Origin of the sequence: Streptomyces sp. NBC_01384 (assembly GCF_045040035.1) — a bacterium.
Taxonomy (GTDB): domain Bacteria; phylum Actinomycetota; class Actinomycetes; order Streptomycetales; family Streptomycetaceae; genus Streptomyces.
Map to the genome: position 1 here is coordinate 3,733,777 of NZ_CP109559.1, position 20,070 is coordinate 3,753,846.

General features: G+C 70.1%; 19 protein-coding genes. 8 read left to right on the plus strand and 11 right to left on the minus strand.

Annotated elements, in window-relative coordinates; genetic code table 11:
* The first annotated feature begins 2 nt into the window (after positions 1-2).
* On the plus strand, positions 3-773 hold the full coding sequence (locus OG747_RS16915; RefSeq protein ID WP_405880178.1) for a TetR/AcrR family transcriptional regulator: 771 nt from the start codon (positions 3-5) through the stop codon (positions 771-773).
* Between the two features lie 76 nt (positions 774-849).
* A complete protein-coding gene (locus tag OG747_RS16920) occupies positions 850-1,458 on the plus strand; it encodes a Uma2 family endonuclease (protein WP_405880179.1) in 609 nt (202 codons plus the stop codon).
* Here the strand turns inward: OG747_RS16920 and OG747_RS16925 are convergent.
* Positions 1,451-3,862, minus strand: coding sequence for an MMPL family transporter (locus tag OG747_RS16925; RefSeq protein WP_405885568.1), 2,412 nt, complete (start codon positions 3,860-3,862; stop codon positions 1,451-1,453). The two genes, OG747_RS16920 and OG747_RS16925, sit on opposite strands and share 8 nt — an antisense overlap.
* Before the next feature lie 227 nt (positions 3,863-4,089).
* Between OG747_RS16925 and OG747_RS16930 the strand changes: the two genes are divergently transcribed.
* From OG747_RS16930 to OG747_RS16940, 3 genes are all read left to right on the plus strand, one after another.
* Positions 4,090-4,779, plus strand: a complete 690-nt coding sequence (locus OG747_RS16930) for a response regulator transcription factor (RefSeq protein ID WP_405880180.1) — start codon at positions 4,090-4,092, stop codon at positions 4,777-4,779.
* Positions 4,780-4,784: 5 nt separating this feature from the next.
* Positions 4,785-6,248, plus strand: coding sequence for an ATP-binding protein (locus OG747_RS16935; protein ID WP_405880181.1), 1,464 nt, complete (start codon positions 4,785-4,787; stop codon positions 6,246-6,248).
* A 155-nt stretch (positions 6,249-6,403) separates the two neighbouring features.
* A complete protein-coding gene (locus tag OG747_RS16940; protein WP_405880182.1) occupies positions 6,404-8,695 on the plus strand; it encodes a sulfatase-like hydrolase/transferase in 2,292 nt (763 codons plus the stop codon).
* Between the two features lie 19 nt (positions 8,696-8,714).
* Here OG747_RS16940 and OG747_RS16945 read toward each other — a convergent pair whose 3' ends face one another.
* The 4 genes from OG747_RS16945 to OG747_RS16960 all read right to left on the minus strand — a co-directional run bounded on the left by OG747_RS16945 (position 8,715) and on the right by OG747_RS16960 (position 11,669).
* On the minus strand, positions 8,715-9,116 hold the full coding sequence (locus OG747_RS16945) for an ATP-binding protein (RefSeq protein ID WP_405880183.1): 402 nt from the start codon (positions 9,114-9,116) through the stop codon (positions 8,715-8,717).
* 114 nt (positions 9,117-9,230) lie between these two features.
* On the minus strand, positions 9,231-10,787 hold the full coding sequence (locus tag OG747_RS16950) for an ABC transporter substrate-binding protein (protein WP_405880184.1): 1,557 nt from the start codon (positions 10,785-10,787) through the stop codon (positions 9,231-9,233).
* 134 nt (positions 10,788-10,921) lie between these two features.
* A complete protein-coding gene (locus OG747_RS16955; protein ID WP_405880185.1) occupies positions 10,922-11,407 on the minus strand; it encodes a hypothetical protein in 486 nt (161 codons plus the stop codon).
* Positions 11,408-11,426: 19 nt separating this feature from the next.
* The gene (locus tag OG747_RS16960; RefSeq protein WP_405880186.1) at positions 11,427-11,669 is read right to left on the minus strand and encodes an SCO4848 family membrane protein; all 243 of its coding nucleotides are present in this window, start codon (positions 11,667-11,669) and stop codon (positions 11,427-11,429) included.
* A gap of 112 nt (positions 11,670-11,781) precedes the next feature.
* Between OG747_RS16960 and OG747_RS16965 the strand changes: the two genes are divergently transcribed.
* Positions 11,782-13,053: a D-alanyl-D-alanine carboxypeptidase family protein gene (locus OG747_RS16965; protein WP_405880187.1), complete on the plus strand. Its 1,272-nt coding sequence runs from the start codon at positions 11,782-11,784 to the stop codon at positions 13,051-13,053.
* Here the strand turns inward: OG747_RS16965 and OG747_RS16970 are convergent.
* From OG747_RS16970 to OG747_RS16985, 4 genes are read right to left on the minus strand one after another with little or no spacing between them, the layout of a single operon-like run.
* Positions 13,007-13,939, minus strand: coding sequence for a YihY/virulence factor BrkB family protein (locus tag OG747_RS16970; protein WP_405880188.1), 933 nt, complete (start codon positions 13,937-13,939; stop codon positions 13,007-13,009). The two genes, OG747_RS16965 and OG747_RS16970, sit on opposite strands and share 47 nt — an antisense overlap.
* On the minus strand, positions 13,927-14,343 hold the full coding sequence (locus OG747_RS16975) for a GtrA family protein (protein ID WP_405885569.1): 417 nt from the start codon (positions 14,341-14,343) through the stop codon (positions 13,927-13,929). The genes OG747_RS16970 and OG747_RS16975 overlap by 13 nt, the downstream gene beginning before the upstream one ends.
* Positions 14,344-14,360: 17 nt before the next feature.
* A complete protein-coding gene (locus OG747_RS16980) occupies positions 14,361-15,305 on the minus strand; it encodes a decaprenyl-phosphate phosphoribosyltransferase (RefSeq protein WP_405880189.1) in 945 nt (314 codons plus the stop codon).
* The gene (locus OG747_RS16985; RefSeq protein ID WP_405880190.1) at positions 15,298-15,891 is read right to left on the minus strand and encodes a phosphatase PAP2 family protein; all 594 of its coding nucleotides are present in this window, start codon (positions 15,889-15,891) and stop codon (positions 15,298-15,300) included. Before OG747_RS16985 ends, OG747_RS16980 begins: the two co-directional genes overlap by 8 nt.
* Before the next feature lie 141 nt (positions 15,892-16,032).
* On the opposite strand from OG747_RS16985, the gene OG747_RS16990 reads away from it, so the two are divergent.
* Both OG747_RS16990 and OG747_RS16995 read left to right on the plus strand, forming a co-directional pair.
* Positions 16,033-17,403, plus strand: coding sequence for an FAD-binding protein (locus tag OG747_RS16990; protein ID WP_405880191.1), 1,371 nt, complete (start codon positions 16,033-16,035; stop codon positions 17,401-17,403).
* Between the two features lie 9 nt (positions 17,404-17,412).
* Positions 17,413-18,168, plus strand: coding sequence for a decaprenylphospho-beta-D-erythro-pentofuranosid-2-ulose 2-reductase (locus tag OG747_RS16995; protein WP_405880192.1), 756 nt, complete (start codon positions 17,413-17,415; stop codon positions 18,166-18,168).
* Positions 18,169-18,185: 17 nt separating this feature from the next.
* Here OG747_RS16995 and OG747_RS17000 read toward each other — a convergent pair whose 3' ends face one another.
* Together OG747_RS17000 and trpS are read right to left on the minus strand one after the other, a co-directional pair.
* Positions 18,186-18,767 (minus strand): 2'-5' RNA ligase family protein, encoded by a 582-nt coding sequence (locus OG747_RS17000; protein WP_405880193.1) that lies wholly within the window; start codon positions 18,765-18,767, stop codon positions 18,186-18,188.
* Between the two features lie 218 nt (positions 18,768-18,985).
* On the minus strand, positions 18,986-19,999 hold the full coding sequence (gene trpS / locus OG747_RS17005; RefSeq protein WP_405880194.1) for a tryptophan--tRNA ligase: 1,014 nt from the start codon (positions 19,997-19,999) through the stop codon (positions 18,986-18,988).
* Positions 20,000-20,070 lie beyond the last annotated feature (71 nt).

Here is a 20,070-nt window from a genome sequence, read left to right on the forward strand (position 1 = left end):
CCGTGCCAGCACCGACAGACAGCCCCGGCCCGGACGACACGAGCGCACCCGGAAAGGCCCGGGAAAAGGGTCCCGCCAAGAGCGAGCAGACCCGCGCCCTGATCCTGGAGACCGCGTTGCGGCTGTTCCAGGAGCGGGGGTACGACAAGACGACCATGCGGGCCATCGCCCAGGAGGCCGGGGTCTCCGTCGGCAACGCGTACTACTACTTCGCCGGCAAGGAACACCTCATCCAGGGCTTCTACGACCGGATCGGCGCCGAGCACCAGGTGGCGATCCGGCCGGTCCTGGAGCGCGAGAAGGATCTGGAGGCGCGGATCGCGGGCGTGCTGAAGGCGTGGCTGGACGTGGCGGAGCCGTACCACGAGTTCGCGGCGCAGTTCTTCAAGAACGCCGCCGATCCGGAGAGCCCGCTCAGCCCCTTCTCCCCCGAGTCGACGGGCCCGCGCGAGGAGGCCATCGCCATACACCGCGAGGTGCTCGCCGGGTCGAAGGCGAAGGTTCCGGAGGAGCTGAGGGACGTCCTGCCCGAGCTGATGTGGCTGTCGCAGATGGGACTCGTCCTGTACTGGGTCTTCGACCGCACGGAGGGTCGCGAACGCAGCTACCGGCTCGCCGAGCGCGGCGCCCGCATCACCACCCGGGGTGTCTCACTGGCCCGCTTCCGGGTGCTGCGGCCGCTGGTCCACGAGGTGCACGAGCTGTTCGCGGACTTCTTGCCGGGGATGACGAAGCTGCTGCCGGATCCGGGGCGGGGCACCACGATCGGGTGAAGCCGGTGATACGGGACATGGGGGAGACGTCCGGCCTACGATGATGTTCTCGACACCAGCCCATGGGAGGCACGTGATGTCCGCAGCAGCTGTCGAGCGACCGCACGAGGACCGGCCGCTGATCGCCGAGGCGAACCGGCTCATGGACCGCAATCCGGGGTACCGCGTCGAGATCATCGGAGGCTCGATCACCGTGACCCCGCCTGCCAACGGTTCCCACGCCCGCGCTCTGTCCAGGTTGAGGCGCCCCTTCGTCGCCGCCGGTCTGGATGGCGACAAGACCGAAGTACTCGAAGGACTCGGGCTCTGGCTCCCCACCGGTGCCGAGGACTATGCGATCCCCGACCTCGCAGTCGTCGACGTCGACTTTGAAGATCACCTCGTCGAGAACAACTGCTACGACCCGATCGCGTTCCGTCTCGTCCTGGAAGTCACCTCCAGCAACTACGAGAACGACCTCCGCGCCAAGGTCGGCGCATACGCCAAGGCAAAGATCCCGGTCTACGTGATCGTCGACCGCAAGCACCAGCGTCTCCACGTGCTCACCGACCTCTCCGCAGACACGTACGCGAGCCACCGCGTCCACGCCCCCGGAGAGGTCGTCGCCCTGCCCGACTCCATCGGCGCCAAGGTCACCCTCGACGTCGATGAAATCCTCAAGGCCGGGCAGCCGAAGGCTAATTGACGGCGTCCACCTCCCCCTCCGTCAACTCCACGTCGTGCACCAGCGGTTCGTCGGTCACGACGACATGCCGTGCCCGGGCACCGTACGAAGAAGCCGTCGCCGACAGCAGATACGTCCCCGGAGCCGGTACCGAGACGATGTACGAGCCGTCCGCCAGTGAGGTCACCCGGTCCAGTTGACGCCCGCCCTTGGTGAGCAGGGTGAGGACCGCCCCGTCGACCGGCGCGCCCTCCGCGTCGCGGACGAAGCCGTGGACGACCGTCGATCCGCCGTCCGAGGCCTCGGTCACCAGCCCGGGCGCCTCCTCCGCCGGCTCCACCGCCAGATGCGGCAGCCGCTTGTCGAGACCCGCCGGCAGCCACCAGTTGGACTTGCCCAGCAGATGCATCGCGGCCGGCACCAGCGCCGTACGGAGAATGAACGCGTCGAGCGCGACCGCCGCCGCGAGGCCCACGCCCGCCATCGCCGCCCCCGAGTCGCCGCTCAGGACGAAGGCGAGGAAGACGCAGACCATGATCAGTGCGGCGGAGTTGATGACACGGCTGGTCTCCGCGAGGCCGACCCGTACCGCGCGGGCGTTGTCCTTGGTGTGCACCCACTCCTCGTGCATCCGGCTCACCAGGAACACCTGGTAGTCCATCGAGAGGCCGAAGAGGAGGGAGAGCATGATGACGGGCAGGAAGGCGTTGATCGGGCCCTCCTTGCCGAGGCCGAGCAGGCTCAGGCCCCAGCCCCACTGGAAGATCGCGACGAGGACGCCGAAGGACGCGGCGGCGGCGATCAGGTTCATCAGGGCGGCGGTGAGAGGCACCACCAGGGAGCGGAAGGCGACCATCAGGAGCAGGAAGCCGAGGCCGATGATGGTGGCGATGAAGTACGGCAGGCGGTCACCCGTGACGGTCGAGAAGTCCTTGGAGATCGCCGTCACACCGCCGACGTGGGCCTGCGCCCCCGCTTCCGGGATCACCTTGTCCCGCAGGGTGTCGATGAGCTGGTCCGTCTTCTCGGACTGCGGTGACGTGGTCGGGACCACCTGGATCACCGTGACGCCCTGCGCGGGCGGCAGCGCGGCGACCTGGGCGACGCCCGTGGTCGCGCGGATGCCCTGCACCAGCTTGTTCGTGTCGCCGCTGGTGGAGACCACCTGGAGCGGGCCGTTGAAACCGGGGCCGAAGCCCTCCGCCAGGAGGTCGTACGCCTTCCTGGTCGTCGTCGACGCGTCGTTGTTGCCCTGGTCGGTGGCGCCGAGCCGCAGCGACAGCACCGGGATCGCGAGGATCGCCATGACGACGAGGGCCATCACGGCGATCGAGCGGGGCCGCTTCTGGACGCTCGCCGACCAGCGTGCCGCGAAGCCGCTGGCCCGCTCCGGCTCGGGGCCTTCGGCGGCCAGCTTGCGCCGCTGGCGGCGGCTGAGCACCCGGGTACCGAGGAAGCCGAGCAGTGCGGGCAGCAGCGTGACCGCCGCGAGCACGCTGAACACGACGGTGAGCGAGGTGCCGATGACCACGCCGTCCAAGAAGCGCAGGTTCGTCACCAGCATGCCGGCCAGCGCGATACAGACCGTGCCGCCCGCGAACAGCACCGCCCGACCGGAGGTGTTGAGGGCGATGACCGCCGAATCCTCCGGCGCCATGCCGCGCAGGATGCCGCGCCGGTGCCGGGTGACGATGAACAGCGCGTAGTCGATGCCGACACCGAGGCCGATCAGCGTCGCGAGCAGCGGGGCCAGGTCGGGTACCGATGTCACGTGGCTGAGCAGCTGGGTGGAGAACAGGCCCGTGCCCACGCCGAAGATGGCGATGCCGATCGGGAGCAGCATCGCGAAGAGCGAACCGAAGGCGAGGAAGAGGACGACGGCCGCGGCCAGGATGCCGATCATCTCGGCGAGTCCGGTGGGCGGCTCCTGGACCCGTAGGATCGCCTGACCGCCCAGCTCGACGTGCAGGCCGCTGCGTCGGGCGCCCTGCGCGGTGTCGACCACGTCCTGCACCAGCTGCTTGGGCACCGCGTTCGCCTGCTGGGCGAAGGTGATCTGCGCGTAGGCGATCCGCCCGTTGGCGCTGATCTGTGTCGCGCCCCGGTCGCCCGCGTACGGGCTGGTGACGCCGCCCACCCCCGCCATCTTGCCGATCTTGTCCAGCGCGGGCTGGATCCGGGACTGTACGGACTGGTCCCGGACCGTTCCCGTGTCGACCTTCCACACCACCGTGTCGGTGTCGCCCGCACGCTCCGGGAAGGCCTTCTCCATCTGGTCGTACGCGCGCTTGGAGTCCGTGTTCGGAAGGGAGAAGACGTTCGCGTAATCCGTGCCCGCGGCCGAGGCCGAGGCCCCTAGCCCGAACAGCGCCCCCACCCACAGCAACAGGACCACCAGCCGGTGCCGATAGCACCACCGTGCCAATGTCGCCACGCTCAAAGCTCCTTAGTCGATCGATCGGTCGATCGGTCAGTCGATCGGCCGGTCAGTCAGTCAGTCAGTCAGTCAGTCGGTTGTCGGTTGGTCCCCCAGGTCCTGGGACCCACCATCGACCAGCGCGCTCGCGCGGTGACACCGTCCGCCCATGACTCACAAGGAACTCCAAAGCGGGAGCCGCCCCCCGGCGCGACCGGCGCGCGGATACTGGGGGCATGACCGCTCATGAGGGGGCCACCATTCTCGTCGTCGAGGACGAGCCGAGCATCGCGGACGTCCTTGCCATCGCCCTGCGCTACCACCGCTTCGAGGTCATGACGGCGGCCACCGTCCGCCAGGCGCTCACGCTCGCCGAGCGCACCCGCCCCGACGCGGCGCTGCTCGACGTGATGCTCCCGGACGGCGACGGGCGGGCGCTGGGCCGTGAACTGCGCGTACGGCAGCCCGACCTGGCGATCGTCTTCCTCACCGCGCGGGACGCGCCCGCCGAGATCGTCGGCGCGCTCGGTTTCGGCGACGACTACATCACCAAACCGTTCAACATCGACGAGGTCGTCGCCCGGATCACGGCCGTACTGCGCCGCACGCGCCCCGACGACGTCCTGCCGCAGCGCCCGCCGCTGCGCTACGGCGAACTGGAGCTGGACGAGACGACGTACTCCGTGCACCGCGGGGACCGTACGGTGGAGCTCACCCCCACCGAGTACGCCCTGCTGCGCTTCCTCGTCCGCAACGGCGGGCGGATCGTACCCAAGGAGCAGCTCCTGCGCCACGTATGGCAGTACGAGCACTCGGCGGAGTCGACCGTCGTGGAGACGTACATCAGCTACCTGCGGCGCAAGCTCGACCCGCTCGGGCCGCCGGTGATCCAGACCCGGCGGGGCGTCGGGTACGGGCTCGCATGAGGTTTATGGCCCGCGTGAAGATCCCGGCCCGGGTGAGGGACCGGCCGCCGCGTTGCCGTCACGGCATCCACTCACTGCGCGGCAAGCTGACGCTCGCGAACGTGGGGCTGCTGGCCCTGGGCATCATCGTGGCGACCGCCGTGAGCCTGATGGGCATGCGGCACTATCTGCTTGACCAGGTCGACACGGAGCTCGCCAAGACGCGCGACTCGCTGACCGGTTCGCGGCTCACCCTCCACCAGATCGACTCACTCACCGCACTGGCGTTCGTACGCGACCGGATGGCCCCCGGCACGGACCAGTCCTCGAAGCCGGACTCGATCTTCGCGGTGCTGGACAACCATGGGGCCCCCCTCAACGTCGGCGGTTTCAAGCCCACCGACACCCAGCGCGCACTGGTCGCCGCGGTGGACGATCCGAACGCTCTCGCCCACGACCCCGCACTGCACGACACCACCGTGCACGGCGCCTCCTACCGGGTGACCGGGGCACGGCTCGCCGACGGCACCTACGTGCTGCTCGCCACCTCGACCGACGCGCTGCACAAGGGCATCGCCAAGGCGCTCAAGCTCGATCTGGGCGTCGGGACCCTGCTGTTGTCGCTGCTCGCGGTGCTGACCATGATCAGCGTGAGACGGCGGATGCGGCCGCTGGAGGACATGGTGGAGACCTCGTCGGCGATCGCCGAGGGAGACCTGACGCGCCGGGTGCCCTCCAGCCACCATTCGACCCAGGAGGTCGAGCAGCTGCGGCTCGCCCTCAACTCCATGCTCCACCAGGTGGAATCGGCGTACCGGACACGCGAGCGCAGCGCCGCCCAGCTGCGCCGCTTCGTCGGGGACGCCTCGCACGAACTGCGCACCCCGCTCTCGGCGATCCGCGGCTACCTCCAGTTGTACGAGAAGGGGATGCTGCGCGAGCCGGGTGAGCGCCAGCGGGCCTGGGACCGGATGAACGCCGAGGCCGACCGCATGGGGCGGCTCGTGGACGAGCTGCTCACCCTGGCCCGCCTCGACCAGCACCCCGAACTGCGCTTCAAGAACGTCGACCTGAGCCGTCTCGTGCGCGACGCGGCCGAGGATCTGCGGGCCCAGCAGCCGGGGCGCCCGGTGACCGTGGGCGCCGACGGCACACTGCTGGTGCACGCCGACGAATCGGGGCTGCGGCAGGTGCTGGGCAACCTCGTGGCCAACGTACGGACGCACACGCCCGCCGAGGTGCCGGTGCGGCTGGGTCTTGAGCGCGAGGACGGCGTCGTACGGCTGTCCGTCGCGGACGAGGGGCCCGGACTCGCGGACGAGGACGCGGCGCGCATCTTCGACCGGTTCTTCCGGGCGGGCGGCGGCGCGGGCAGCGGGCTCGGGATGGCGATCGTCCAGGGGGTGGTGACGGCGCACGGGGGTGACGTGGCGGTACGGACGGCGCCGGGCGAGGGGCTGGCGGTGACGGTGACGCTTCCCACGCGGTGAGCTGCTTTAACAAGCTCGGTGACTCGCTTGAACATAAGCAAACCTGGATGATTGAACAGCGGCTGCCGTGACCTCGTACCCAACAGGTGAAGGCGGCCCGACCTCAGCCTGGTCCGCCGCACCACCACCGGGCTTCGCACGGAAGGACCGCCGGGTTGTCGTTCAAAACGAGCTCTCGACAGCTGACGAACACGGACGAGACACCCAAGGACGTGCCCTCGGAGGAGGGCACACCCCTGGACGCCCCCGCCCGAGCCGAAGCCCCCGAGGCGGAACCCCCGGTGGAGGAAACCCAGGTGGAGGAAACCCGGGAGACGGAGACCGCAGAGGCCGAGACCTCTGGGGCAGAAGCCGCAGAGGCAGAGACCCCGGAAGTGAAGGTCGTGGAAGGGAAAACTCCCGAAGCGGAAGCTCTGGAGGCGGAAACCCCCGAGGCGAAGACCCCGCAAGCGGAAGCCCCGGAGACGCAGGCTCCGGAGGCGGAAGCCGCAGACGAGGAAGCCCCGCAGGCGGAAACCCCGGAGGCGCAGGCCCCGCAGGTCGCATCCGCGGAGGCCTCGGCTCTGGAGGCGGAAGCCTCGGAAGCTGAAGCCCCCGAGGCCGAAGCCTCGGACCAAGCCGTCGCCGTGCCCTCCCCCGAGGCCCCCGCCGCATCCGACACCTCCGATGCCTCCGATGCCTCCGATGCCCCGGAGGCCTCCAACGCCCCTGAAACTCCCGGCACCCCCGACGCATCCGACACCCCCAGCACCTCCGACACCCCCGCCACCCCCCAGCAAGACCGGCGGCGCCCCCCGTGGCGTGGATGGCGGGCGAAGTACCCCATCGCGGCGCGCGTTCTCGCGTGGGTTCTCACCCTCCTGGCCGGCGCCGTCGTGCTCGTCGCGCTGCTCATGCCGGACCGGATCGAGCTTGTGAAGCTCTCCGCGTTCACGCGCCTGCCGGTCGAGGCGATCTTCGGCGCCGCCGTACTGATCGTCCTGCCGCGCAAGCCGCGCATCATCGTGGCGGCGCTCGCCGGGCTGAGCCTCGGCGCGCTGACCGTCCTGAACCTTCTCGACATCGGCTTCAACGAATACCTGGGCCGGGGATTCAACGTCGTCCTCGACTGGGCCCTGTTCAGCGACGCCCAGTCGTACGTCCAGGACACCTTCGGCAGGACTCGCGCGTTGCTCGCCGTCGTCGCGATCGTCGTCCTCGTCCTCGTGCTGCTCACCCTCACCACGCTGTCGGTCGTCCGGCTGGCCAACCTCATGGGCCGGCACACCGTCATCGCGACGCGTACGACCCTGGTGCTCGGGACCGCCTGGGTCACCTGCTCGGCGCTCAGCGTGCAGTTCACCGGCGTGCCGGTCGCCTCCGACCACACGGCCGCCCTGATCCAGGACCGTGCCCGGCGGGTTCGGGCCACGCTGCGGGACGAGGCCGCGTTCGCCAAGATCGCCAAGAAGGACGACTTCGCCAACACGCCGCCCGACCAGCTGCTGACCGGGCTGCGCGGCAAGGACATGATGATCACCTTCATCGAGAGCTACGGCCGCAGCGCGATCGAGGACCCGGTCATGGCGCCGGGCGTGGACGCGACGCTCACGGCCGAGAACGACAAGCTGACCAAGGCCGGGTTCGCGGCGAAGAGCGGCTGGCTGACCTCGGCAACGTATGGCGGAAGCAGCTGGCTGGGCCACTCCACCTTCCTGTCGGGCCTGTGGATCAGCAACCAGCAGCGCTACCGCACCGTCACCGCGGGCGAGCGTCTGACCCTCCCCGGCGCCTTCAAGAAGACGGGCGCCTGGGACACGGTCGGCATCATGCCGGGCGTCCAGAAGGCCTGGCCGGAGCAGAACTTCTACGGCATCGACAAGGTCTACGACTCCCACAAACTCGGCTACAAGGGCCCGAAGTTCAGCTGGTCGACCATGCCCGACCAGTACGCGCTGACCGCGTTCGAGCGCCTGGTGCACAGCAAGAAGCACGACAAGCCGCTGATGTCGACGATCATCCTGACCTCCAGCCACCAGCCGTGGGCGCCGATCCCCAAGCTGGTCCCGCAGGACCAGGTCGGCGACGGGTCGATCTACAACGCGATCGAGAAGGCCGGCAAGAAGCCCGGGGACATCATCACCTCCTCCCCCAAGTCCAAGGTGGAGTACGGCAAGTCCATCCAGTACTCGGTCTCCAGCCTCATCAACTACCTGGTGAAGTACGGCAACAAGAACACCGTGCTGATCTTCCTCGGCGACCACCAGCCCATCGCCCGGGTCAGCGGCAACCACGCCAGCCGTGACGTGCCGGTCTCGATCGTCGCCAAGGACCCGAAGGTGCTCGACAAGATCGCCGACTGGAACTGGGCAGACGGCCTGCAGCCGAAGCAGGACACCCCGGTCTGGAAGATGGACGCCTTCCGCGACCGCTTCCTGACGGCGTACGGCTCGACCCCGGCCCCGTGAACCGGATGAACCCGGTGCGTCACACGGCCGTGGACACCAACGCCCACACGGTCTTGCCGTAACGCCCCCGGCTCCACACCCCCCACGCCACGGCGACGCTCTCCACGAGAGGGAGCCCGCGGCCGGTCTCCTCCCCCACGGAGACCGGCCGCAGTCGTGGTGCGGCGCGGCCCCCGTCGGAGACCTCGATGAAGCAGGAGCCGTCGGCGAGGGCGGTCACCGCGACCTCGAACTCCCGCTCGACAAGCGGTCCATGGCGTACGGCGTTGGTCGCCAGTTCGGAGACGAGCAGAACGACGTCAGCCAGGGCGGGGTCGTCGGGGCCGTGACCCCAGTCCGCGAGATGGTCGCGCACCCGGCGCCGGGCGAGGCCGACGGACGCCGGGTGCCGGGGCAGCCGGAACGAGTCGCGTCTCAGCACGTCAGCTCCTCACCCCGCACACACCTCCGGCACATGGTGCTCACTTGGTGCTGCGTCGGGCGACAGCGCGATGTCACCGGGGTGGGGGGCCACCCCCCGAGATCACGTCACGTGTCATATCCAGTTCAGCCGCCAGAGGCGGAAGACACCGGTCCCGTCCGACAGATACTGGCCGCCTCCGACGTCCTCAGTGCTGAGTACGTACTCCTTGCGCTGCCACAGGGGAATCAGGGGAACGTCGCGGGCCACGATTTCCTGCAGTGTCCGGAAGTCGTCCGGCGTACGGCTGCGGTCCTCGTACTGCTGACTGTCCTGAATCAGCCGGTCGACTTCCTTGCTGCTGTAGCCGTTCTTCATGCTGTTGCCGGTGCCGACGAGCGGGGTGCTGAAGGTGTCCGGGTCGGGGAAGTCGGCGACCCAGCCGACCGCCCACGCGTCCAGCTTGCCCTCCGCGTACCGCTTCTGGAAGTCGGTCCACTCGTAGCCCTTGATGTCCACCTTGAACAGGCCGCTCGCCTCCAGCTGCCGCTTGAGCTCGACGGCCTCCTCACCGGCGGCGCCCCGCCCCTCGGCGTACCCGTAGGTGAAGCGCACCGGCAGCGACACCCCGGCCTCGGTCAGCAGGGCCTTCGCCTTCTTCGCGTCGGGCTGGGGATAGGCGTCGAAGAACGACGTGGAGTGCCCGGTGATGCCCGCCGGGATCAGCCCGTAGAGCGGATCGGTCGTCCCCTTGTACGTCTGGCTGACCAACTGCTCGCGGTTGATCAGTGAGGCGATGGCCTGCCGTACGAGGCGGTCGTGCAGCGGCGAGCTCGCGCGGACGTTGAGGACGAGGTTGCGGGTCTCGGCGCTGTCGGCCTCGGTGACGTGCTGGTCGGGGTCGCTCGGCGAGAGGGCGGCGAGCGTCGCGGGCGGCAGCTGACGCGTCGCGACATCGACCTGCTTCGCCTTCCAGGCGCTCTCCAGCGCCTTGGGGTCGGCGTAGTAGCGCAGCACGGTGGGCCTGCCGCCGTCCTTGACGGCGCCCCGGTAGCGCCCGTTGGGCGCGAGGACGGCCCGCTTGTCCTTCGTATACGTCTTCAGTACGTACATTCCGGTGCCGTCGGCGCCGGAATCGGTGCGCAGGGCGTGCGTCTGGTAGCGGGTGTGGTCGACGATCGACCCGGCACCGGTGGCCACCTTGAACGGGAAGGTGGCGTCCGGCGAGGACAGATGGAAGGTGACCGTGAGCCCCTTGGCGTCCACCGAGCCCAGGGTGGAGAGGAGGGACGCGGGCCCCACCTCGGAGTTGATGGCCTTGACCCGGTCGAAGGAGAACTTCACGTCCTCGGCGGTCATCCTGCGCCCGCTCGGGAACGTCAGGTCGTCGCGCAGCGTGCAGGCATAGGTCCGCAGCCCGCCTCCCACGAACCCGCAGCTCTTGGCCGCGTCCGGCACGGGGGCGGCGCCGCCCGGCTCGAACGTCAGCAGCGACTGGAAGACATTGCTGAACAGCGCCCAGGAACCGGCGTCGTACGCGCCCGCGGGGTCGAGTGACGTGACGGCGTCCGTCGTCCCGACCGTGATGGTCCTGTTGTCGTTCACCTTCGACGGCAGCAACTGCCAGCCGCCCACTCCCGCGGCGGCCAGTACCACCAGCACCGCGAGAATCCGTATGCGAACCGATCGCATCGGCGCCCCTCCCCAGGCCACGCCCCGTGCCACTCCCCAGTGGCGCGCATCACCCAACCACAGGTGTTTCTCCTGAGGGAAGAGGTGTCTGAAGAATCAAACGGGGTATTGGGAAAGGCCGTTTCAGTCCTGTTTCACAGCCGGTTCTCAGGTTCGTGTCTCAGGCCTGCTCGGACGCCAGTTCCACGACCGTGATGTCGGACGGCGCCCCCACTCGGGTCGGCGGCCGTCCCATACCCGACGGTCCCCACGGCAACGGCGGCGGCGGCCCCGCCCACGGCGCGGGAGACGAAGAGACGGCGGGAGGGGGCGGTGACGGGCCGTGGCGGCTCGGCGGGGGCGGGTTCCAGGGCGCTGAGTTCCAGGGCAGCGGATTCCTGGGCGGTGGAGTCCTGAGCGGTGGCTCCCGCCACCACACCCAGCAGCAGATAGATCGACAGCGCCATCCACAGGAACCCGGGCCAGGCCAGCACCTGCTGAAGCCAGAAGGGCACGCCCGCGCGCCGGGCGAGCCCCGGACCGGACGTCGTGTCACGCACCAGACGGCGCCACACGTACCAGTACAGCCCCGCGACCACGGCCAGGACGACCAGACCCACCAGCACCTGGACGACGACCACGAAGACGTATCCCCCGTTGTTATGACATCTGGCGCAACGCGCGCAGTCCGCGGAACCCGATGCCTCCGACAACCGTCCCCAAGACAAAGGAGACGACGGCGAGCGTCAGGTGCACCCAGAAGTACGCCGTCGGATCTCCCGCGTCGTTGAACGCGAGCCCGCTGCCGTCCTTCCACAGGTTCTTGACGAAAGTGATCCAGATGACCCAGCTCCACACCCCGAAGGCGAGCAGGAACCAGGAGACGGGGCGGCTGAGCTTCATGGGTCCAGTATCGCCGTCGCCGGCCGGGACCCGGCGCCGGGGTGGCCGGGACGAGGGGACTCCTGTATCCGGTGATGGGACTTACCGTCCCGCGCCCTGTACTTTCTCGACCGTGCCCGCCTCCAAGAAGACCATCCGGCGATCGCTGCTGGTCACTTCCGCCACCCTGTTGTCCCTTTCGCTGACGGCCGCTCCGGTCCTCGCGGCCGACAAGCCGTCAGCGACTCCGAGCCCGAGCGCCACACCCCCGGCGAACATGTCGACCGTGGGCGGAGTGCGGCTCGGCCGGGCGGGAACCCAGGTGAACCTCGGCGCGGGCGCCCCGGTACTGCCCAAGGACGTGACCGCGCGCTCCTGGATCGTCACCGACGCCGAGTCCGGCGATGTCCTGGCCGCCCACAACGCGCACTGGCGGCTGCCCCCGGCGAGCACCCTGAAGATGCTTTTCGCCGACACGCTGCTGCCGAAGTTCCCCAGGACCGAGAAGCACAAGGTCGCCGTCACCGACCTCGCGGGCATCGGCGCGGGCTCCAGCATGGTGGGGATAAAGGAGGACGAGACGTACACCGTGCACGATCTGTGGCTCGGTGTCTTCCTGCGCTCGGGCAACGACGCCGTGCACGTGCTGTCCGCGATGAACGCCGGCGTCGACCAGACGGTCAAGGACATGCAGGCGCACGCCGAGGATCTGCAGGCCCTGGACACGCATGTGGTCAGCCCCGACGGCTACGACCAGAAGGGCCAGGTGTCGTCGGCGTACGACCTGACGCTGTTCGCCCGCTCCGGGCTGCAGAAGAAGGACTTCCGGGAGTACTGCTCGACGGTGCGGGCGAAGTTCCCGGGCGAGACGAAGAAGGACAAGAAGGGCAAAACCACCCGCGAGTCCTTCGAGATCCAGAACACCAACCGGCTGCTGACCGGCGACCGCGACATCTCCACGTACCAGGGCATCGCGGGCGTGAAGAACGGCAACACCACCAACGCGGGCGCCACCTTCACCGGTGTCGCCGAGCGGAACGGCAAGGTACTGCTGGTCACGGTGATGAACCCGGAGAAGAACGAGCACAACGAGGTCTACAAGGAGGCCGCGCGGCTGCTCGACTGGGGCTTCAAGGCCACGGGCAAGGTCACGCCGGTGGGGGAACTGGTGCCGCCGAAGGGCGTCGACACCGGCGTGCAGGCGGGCGCGTCCGCGTCCACCGGGGGCCGCGGGGGCAAGGCGTCGTCGAAGCCGGTGGCCGCCTCCGCGGCGGCGAAGGACAGCTCCGGCGGGATGGTGATCGCCCTGGCCATCACGGGCGGCCTGCTGGCGCTGATCGCCGCCGGTGTCTTCCTGGTCAACCGCCGCTGGCCGCTGCCGGACCTGGTGCGCCGGCGCCGCTGACCGCCGCCGGGCCGCCGCCGTCCTCCCCGGACGCGGAGTCGTCGGGCCCCGTGGCCGTCCAGGCGGCGCAGAACAGCACCACTCTCGAGGTGAAGTTGATCCACAGCAACAGCGCGACAGGCACCCCGAAGGCCCCGTACATGCTCTTCGACGCCACGCCCCGCATATAGCTGCTGAGCAGCAGCTTGAGCAGTTCGAAGCCGGCGGCGCCGATCAGCGCCGCGACGACGAGCCGACGGCGCGGCGGCTCGACGCCCGGCAGCAGCGTCAGGACGTACAGGAGCACCAGGAAGTCGGCGAGTACGGCGACGGCGAACGCGCCGACCTGCAGGAACACGCTCCCCCAGCCGTGCTCGTCGACGTCGAGCCGCCGGGCCGACCAGCCGACCAGCGAGGACGCGACGGTGGAGGCGGCGATGGTGACGAGCACGGCGCCGCCGAAACCGACGAGGACCCCGCCGTCCTTGAGCTTGCGCAGCAGGGGGTTCTCCTCGCTGTCGGGCAGTTCCCAGACCGCGCGCAGACAGTCCCGCATGGAGCCGACCCAGCCGATGCCGGTGAACAGCAGGACGGCGCCCGCGATGAGGCCGATGGTGCCGGCGTTCTGGACCAGCCCGTTGATGTCGAGCCGGTCGGAGATGCCCGGCACCTGTTCGACGATCTTGTCCTGAAGCTGCTTCTGCTGGTGACTGGTGAGGGTGGCGGCGGCGATCGCGGCGCCGACGGTCAGCAGCGGGAAGAGCGCCACGAAGCTGATGAAGGTCATCGCGGCGGCGAGCCGTGCCCACTTCACCCGGTCCAGACGCTCGTACGACCGCCACGCGTGCGTGACCATCAGGCGAGTGACCAACGGTCCCACGCCCGGGAGCTTTTTCAGCCAGTCCATGATCCGACTCTGCCCTCGCCTCGGAAAACCCATGTCCGGGTACCCCAAAAACGCAGGACAGTGGCGAGTGCCATGCCGGTCCCGGCGCCGGAGACCGTGTCGGCGCGCTGCGAGGTGAGCCCGAGGACATAGTGGCTGACGGCGAGGCAGAGAAGCTGGACCAGGGCGCCCGCGATGTTCACGGCGAAGAAGACGACGTACTGCCGCGGCCCCCGCGCGGTGCTGTGCCGGTACGTCCCCAGGGCATTGCCCGCGTACGCCACCGAGCAGCCCGCCACGAACGACAGCGCCTTGGCGGTGAGCGGGTCGAGTCCCACCGGGCCGCGCAGCCGGAGGAAGAGGCCGAGGTCGGCGGCGTAGGCGAGGACGCCCACGGTGGCGAAGCCCAGAAGCTCCTGGGCCATGGGCCGCTGGGCGAGGCTCACCAGTTCACGACCGCCAGCCCGTACATCGCCAGCCACACCAGGCCGATCAGGGCGAGCGCGCGGTCGCGCAGGACGACGTCCTCGGGTTCCCCCGCCGCGCCCCGGTCGGCGAAGACCGCGTACCGCAGGACGGCCAGGATGAAGGCGACCATGGACAGTTGCCGCCAGGGCAGCGCGCCGGCGCCGGGCCCCCCGCCCTCCTCCAGGGCCCACAGGCAGTAGCCGAGGACGGCGACACCGGCGGCCAGCTGCCAGACGAAACGCAGGTAGCCGGTGGTGTACTCGGTGAGCAGCGCGCGGGTGGCACCGGACTGCCCGGCCATCTGGACGGCCTCGGAGTACCGTTTCGCCGCCACCATGAAGAGCGCGCCGAAGCCCGTGGTGATCAGGAACCAGCGCGACAGCGGGATGCCGAGCGCGAGCCCGCCGATCATCGCCCGCATCAGGAAGCCGGTCGTCACGACGACGAGGTCGACGACCAGGACGTGCTTGAGGCTGATGCAGTACGCCAGTTGCATGCCGAGGTAGGCGGTCAGCAGCGCCGCGGTGACCGGGGAGCACAGCAGGGCGGCGGCGGTCGGGGCGAGGACGGCGAGGACGCCTCCGACGGCGTACGCGAGCGGGACGGGGACCTGGCCCGCGGCGACCGGGCGGTGGCGCTTGACCGGGTGGGCCCGGTCGGCGGCGGCGTCCCGGGCGTCGTTGATCAGGTACACGGCGGCGGCGCAGACCGTGAACAGGACGAAGACGAGCGCGAGTTGGATCACCGAGTGCCGGGAGAAGAGCCGGCCCGCGGCCGCCGGGGCCGCCACGACGAGCAGGTTCTTCACCCACTGGCGGGGGCGGGCGGTCCTGAGCAGGCCCCGGGCGAGGCCGGTGAGGCTCCTCGGGGGCGCCGGGGCGGGCGGCGGGCGGTCCAGGAGTGCCGTGCGCTCAGCCATGGCCGACCTCGATCCCGGCCTCGATCCCGGCCTCGATCCAGCGGGCGCCCAGACGGGCCGTCAGGGCGCCCAGGGCGGCGCCCGCGGCCACGTCCGAGGGGTAGTGGACGCCGACGACCATCCGGGACAGGCACATCGCGGCGGCGAGCGCGGGGACCAGGCGCGCGCCGAGCGTCCCCCGCGCCGCCGCCCCGTACGCGAGCGCCGCCGCCGTCGCCGCCGTGGCGTGCGAACTGGGGAACGAGTGACGTCCGGCGGTGCGCACCAGCGGTGTCACATGCGCGGGGCGTGGACGGCGCGCGATCCGCTTCACGCCCATGCTGGCGAGGTGCGCGGTGGCGGTGAGCGCCGTGCCGCGCAGCCACGCGCCGCGCCGTTCCCGGTCGGCCACCGCCCCCGTGAGCCCGGCCGCGAGCCACAGCGCACCGTGCTCCCCGCTCCGGGACAGGGCGCGCGCGACGGCCGCCACGCGTGGATCGGTGCCGCGCTCGTGGAGGGCCGACAGCAGCCGACGGTCCATGCCGTCCCACTGTCGGCGGTCCACGGCGTCCCACCGGCGGCGGTCCATGTCGTCAAGGTCGTCCATGTGATCTCACTCTTCTAGGGAGTGGCCGCGGAATTACGGCAATCTTTGACGACATCCCATTAATCACCCATTTCGGTGAGGAGCCGCGAAGACGGGGAAGACTAGGGCGTTATGCACCTTTTCGCCGATACGGTCACGGTCATGCCTGCCGACAGCCTCTCCGACACGGCCGGATCCGTCTCCGTCACGGGCTGGGGCCGTACCGCCCCGACCACCGCCCGTCTGGTCCGCCCGCGCACCTACGCGCAGGCCGCGGCCGCCGTCCGCGCGTGCGGGGCGCGCGGCGGCATCGCGCGGGGCCTCGGACGGGCGTACGGGGACGCGGCGCAGAACGCGGGCGGGGCCGTGCTCGACATGACGGGCCTGGACCGCATCCACGCGATCGACGCCGACGGCGGGACCGTGCGCTGCGACGCGGGCGTGAGTCTGCACCGGCTGATGGAGGTCCTGCTCCCGCTCGGCTGGTTCGTGCCGGTCACCCCCGGGACCCGCTATGTGACCGTCGGCGGCGCGATCGGCGCGGACATCCACGGCAAGAACCACCATGTGTCCGGCTCCTTCGCCCGCCATGTCCTCTCCTTCGAACTGCTGACCGCGGACGGCGAGATCCGTACGGTGAGCCGCGGCACGCCCCTCTTCGACGCCACGGCGGGCGGCATGGGACTGACCGGGGTGATCCTCGCGGCGACCGTCCGGCTGCACCCGGTCGAGACCTCGCTGATGTCCGTCGACACGGAACGCGCGGCGGACCTGGACGACTTGATGGCCCGTCTCACCGCCACGGACCACCGCTACCGGTACTCGGTCGCCTGGATCGACCTGCTCGCGCGCGGGGCGGCGACGGGGCGCTCGGTGCTGACCCGCGGCGATCACGCGCCGCCGGCCGCCCTGCCCCCACGCGCGCGCAGACACCCGCTGGCCTTCCGCCCCTCGCAGTTCCCGTCCGCGCCCGCCTTCGTACCGGAAGGACTGCTGCGGCGTACGACGGTGGGCCTCTTCAATGAGCTCTGGTACCGGAGGGCACCCCGCGCGCGTGCCGGTGAACTCCAGAAGATGTCGACCTTCTTCCACCCCCTCGACGGGGTACCGCACTGGAACCGGATCTACGGGCGGGGCGGCTTCGTGCAGTACCAGTTCGTCGTCGGACACGGGCGGGAGGAGGCCCTGCGCCGGGTCGTGCGGCGCATCTCCGAGCGCCGCTGCCCGTCCTTCCTCGCCGTCCTGAAGCGCTTCGGGGAGGGCGATCCGGGCTGGCTGTCGTTCCCGATGCCGGGCTGGACCCTCGCCCTGGACCTCCCCGCGAACCTGCCGGGCCTCGGTGCCTTCCTCGACGAACTGGACGAGGAGGTGGCCGGGGCACAGGGGCGCGTGTACCTGGCGAAGGACGCGCGGCTGCGGCCGGAACTGCTGGCCGGGATGTATCCGCGCCTGGCCGAATTCCGGGAGCTGCGGGCCGAGTTGGACCCGCGCGGGGTGTTCACCTCGGACCTGTCCCGTCGCCTCGACCTCTAGGAGATTGTCATGAAGGACGCCTTCGGAATCCCCCAGTCCCTGCTGATCCTCGGCGGCACGTCCGAGATCGCGCTGGCCACCGCGCGCCGGCTGATCGTCCGGCGCACCCGCACGGTGTGGCTCGCTGGACGGCCCTCACCCGCCCTGGAGCAGGCCGCCGAGCATCTGCGCGCGCTGGGCGCGGACGTGCGTACGGTCGCCTTCGACGCGCTCGACTCCGAGTCCCACGAGACGGTGCTCGACAAGGTCTTCGCCGAGGGCGACATCGACATGGTGCTGCTGGCGTTCGGGGTGCTCGGCGACCAGGCGCGCGACGAGCGGGAACCGGTGGCCGCGGCACGGGTCGCGCAGACCAACTACACGGGCGCGGTGTCGGCCGGGCTGGTGTGCGCGCGGGCCCTCCAGTCGCAGGGGCACGGCTCCCTGGTGGTGCTCTCGTCGGTCGCGGGCGAGCGCGCCCGCCGCTCCAACTTCATCTACGGCTCCAGCAAGGCGGGCCTGGACGCCTTCGCGCAGGGCCTGGGCGACGCCCTGCACGGCACCGGCGTGCACGTCATGGTCGTACGGCCGGGGTTCGTCCGTACGAGGATGACCGCGCATCTCGCACAAGCGCCCCTGGCCACCACTCCGGAGGCGGTCGCGACGGCCGTCGAGGCGGGGCTGCGACGGCGCTCGGAGACGCTGTGGGTGCCGGGGACGCTGCGGCTGGTGATGGCGGCGCTGCGGCACGTACCGCGGGCGGTGTTCCGGCGCCTGCCGATCTGACCCGGACCGGGCCCGTTCTAGGCCGGCAGTGTGGTGTCGCACTCCGCGGGCGCGACCGCCTGCGGCGGCACCACCGCTGCGCCGAAGGCGAACTCGCGCAGCTTGCGCCACACGCCGTCCGCGCCCTGTTCGTAGAGCGCGAACCCGGTGCACGACCACTGGGCCTCGTAGTCGGCGAGTTCCTCGAACGCCCGGTCCATCGCCGCGTCGTCGATGCCGTGCGCCACGGTGACGTGCGGGTGGTAGGGGAAGTTCAGTTCGCGTGCCATCGGCCCGGAGGCGTCCCGGACCTGCTTCTGCAGCCAGGCGCAGGCCTCGGCGCCCTCGACGACCCGCACATAGACGACGGGTGACAGCGGCCGGAAGGTGCCCGTCCCGCACAGCCGCATCGGGAAGAGGCGCCCGGCGGCCGCGACCTCGACGAGATGCGCCTCCACCGCGCCCAGCGCCGAGTCGTCGACCTCCGTCGGCGGCAACAGCGTGACGTGCGTGGGGATGCCACAAGCCGCGGGGTCGCCGAAGCCCGCGCGCCGCTCCTGGAGCAGGCTGCCGTGAGGCTCCGGGACCGCGATCGACACGCCGATCGTTACGGTCCCCACGTCGTCTCCTGTCGTTGTCCCGATGGTCGGATGTCGCTTCGCGCGGGCAGGGCCGACTGCTCGGTCGGCTCGGCTATCGACTGTACGGCGGTGCAGCCCGGAACCGGCCGTCGTACAGGTGTTGTGCTCGTCTCGTACGAACGGCCGGACGGGATGTGGTAGCGGCCTGCGGTGCGGAGCTGTGGCGCGGGCCTGTGGCGCGGGTCGCCGTGCCGGTGTCAGTGCTTGGCGGGCAGGAAGCCCACCCTGTCGTACGCCTGGGAGAGCGTCTCCGCGGCGACGGCACGCGCCTTCTCGGCTCCCTTGGCCAGGATCGAGTCGAGCGTCTCCGGGTCGTCCAGGTACTGCTGGGTACGCTCCCGGAACGGCGTCACGAAGTCGACCATGACCTCGGCGAGGTCCGTCTTCAGCGCACCGTAGCCCTTGCCGGCGTACTTCTCCTCCAGCTCCGCGACACCGGTTCCGGTGAGGGTCGAGTAGATGGTCAGCAGATTGCTGATACCCGGCTTGTGCTCGGTGTCATACCTGATGACGGTGTCGGTGTCGGTGACCGCGCTCTTGACCTTCTTGGCGGTGGTCTTCGGCTCGTCGAGCAGGTTGATGAGGCCCTTGGGCGTGGACGCCGACTTGCTCATCTTGATCGACGGGTCCTGGAGGTCGTAGATCTTCGCCGTCTCCTTGAGGATGTACGGCTTCGGGATCGTGAAGGTCTCGCCGAAGCGGCCGTTGAAGCGCTCGGCGAGGTCGCGGGTGAGCTCGACGTGCTGGCGCTGGTCCTCACCGACCGGGACCTCGTTCGCCTGGTACAGCAGGATGTCGGCGACCTGGAGGATCGGGTACGTGAACAGGCCGACGGACGCGCGGTCCGAGCCCTGCCTGGCGGACTTGTCCTTGAACTGGGTCATGCGCGAGGCCTCGCCGAAGCCGGTCAGGCAGTTCATGATCCAGGCGAGCTGGGCGTGCTCGGGGACATGGCTCTGGACGAAGAGCGTGCAGCGGTCCGGCTCCAGACCGGCGGCGAGCAGCTGCGCGGTGGCGAGCCGGGTGTTCGCGCGCAGGTCCGCGGGGTCCTGCGGAATGGTGATCGCGTGCAGGTCGACGACCATGTAGAACGCGTCGTGGGACTCCTGCAGAGCCACCCACTGGCGGACGGCGCCGAGGTAGTTGCCGAGGTGGAACGAACCTGCCGTGGGCTGGATTCCGGAGAGCACGCGAGGACGATCAGAGGCCATGCTCACCATTCTCTCAGGTGCGCCCGGGAGCTCGGGAACAGGTGGGATACGAGATCTCCCCGGACCGGTGA

What these genes read in the sequence shown, in the direction of transcription:
- OG747_RS16920 (WP_405880179.1), top strand. Translation starts at nt 850, where the DNA reads ATGTCCGCAGCAGCTGTCGAGCGACCGCACGAGGACCGGCCGCTGATC.
- OG747_RS16930 (WP_405880180.1), top strand. Translation starts at nt 4,090, where the DNA reads ATGACCGCTCATGAGGGGGCCACCATTCTCGTCGTCGAGGACGAGCCG.
- OG747_RS16935 (WP_405880181.1), top strand. Translation starts at nt 4,785, where the DNA reads ATGGCCCGCGTGAAGATCCCGGCCCGGGTGAGGGACCGGCCGCCGCGT.
- OG747_RS16950 (WP_405880184.1), bottom strand. Translation starts at nt 10,787, where the DNA reads ATGCGATCGGTTCGCATACGGATTCTCGCGGTGCTGGTGGTACTGGCC.
- OG747_RS16960 (WP_405880186.1), bottom strand. Translation starts at nt 11,669, where the DNA reads ATGAAGCTCAGCCGCCCCGTCTCCTGGTTCCTGCTCGCCTTCGGGGTG.
- OG747_RS16970 (WP_405880188.1), bottom strand. Translation starts at nt 13,939, where the DNA reads ATGGACTGGCTGAAAAAGCTCCCGGGCGTGGGACCGTTGGTCACTCGC.
- OG747_RS16975 (WP_405885569.1), bottom strand. Translation starts at nt 14,343, where the DNA reads ATGGCCCAGGAGCTTCTGGGCTTCGCCACCGTGGGCGTCCTCGCCTAC.
- OG747_RS16980 (WP_405880189.1), bottom strand. Translation starts at nt 15,305, where the DNA reads ATGGCTGAGCGCACGGCACTCCTGGACCGCCCGCCGCCCGCCCCGGCG.
- OG747_RS16985 (WP_405880190.1), bottom strand. Translation starts at nt 15,891, where the DNA reads ATGGACGACCTTGACGACATGGACCGCCGCCGGTGGGACGCCGTGGAC.
- OG747_RS16990 (WP_405880191.1), top strand. Translation starts at nt 16,033, where the DNA reads ATGCCTGCCGACAGCCTCTCCGACACGGCCGGATCCGTCTCCGTCACG.
- OG747_RS16995 (WP_405880192.1), top strand. Translation starts at nt 17,413, where the DNA reads ATGAAGGACGCCTTCGGAATCCCCCAGTCCCTGCTGATCCTCGGCGGC.
- trpS (WP_405880194.1), bottom strand. Translation starts at nt 19,999, where the DNA reads ATGGCCTCTGATCGTCCTCGCGTGCTCTCCGGAATCCAGCCCACGGCA.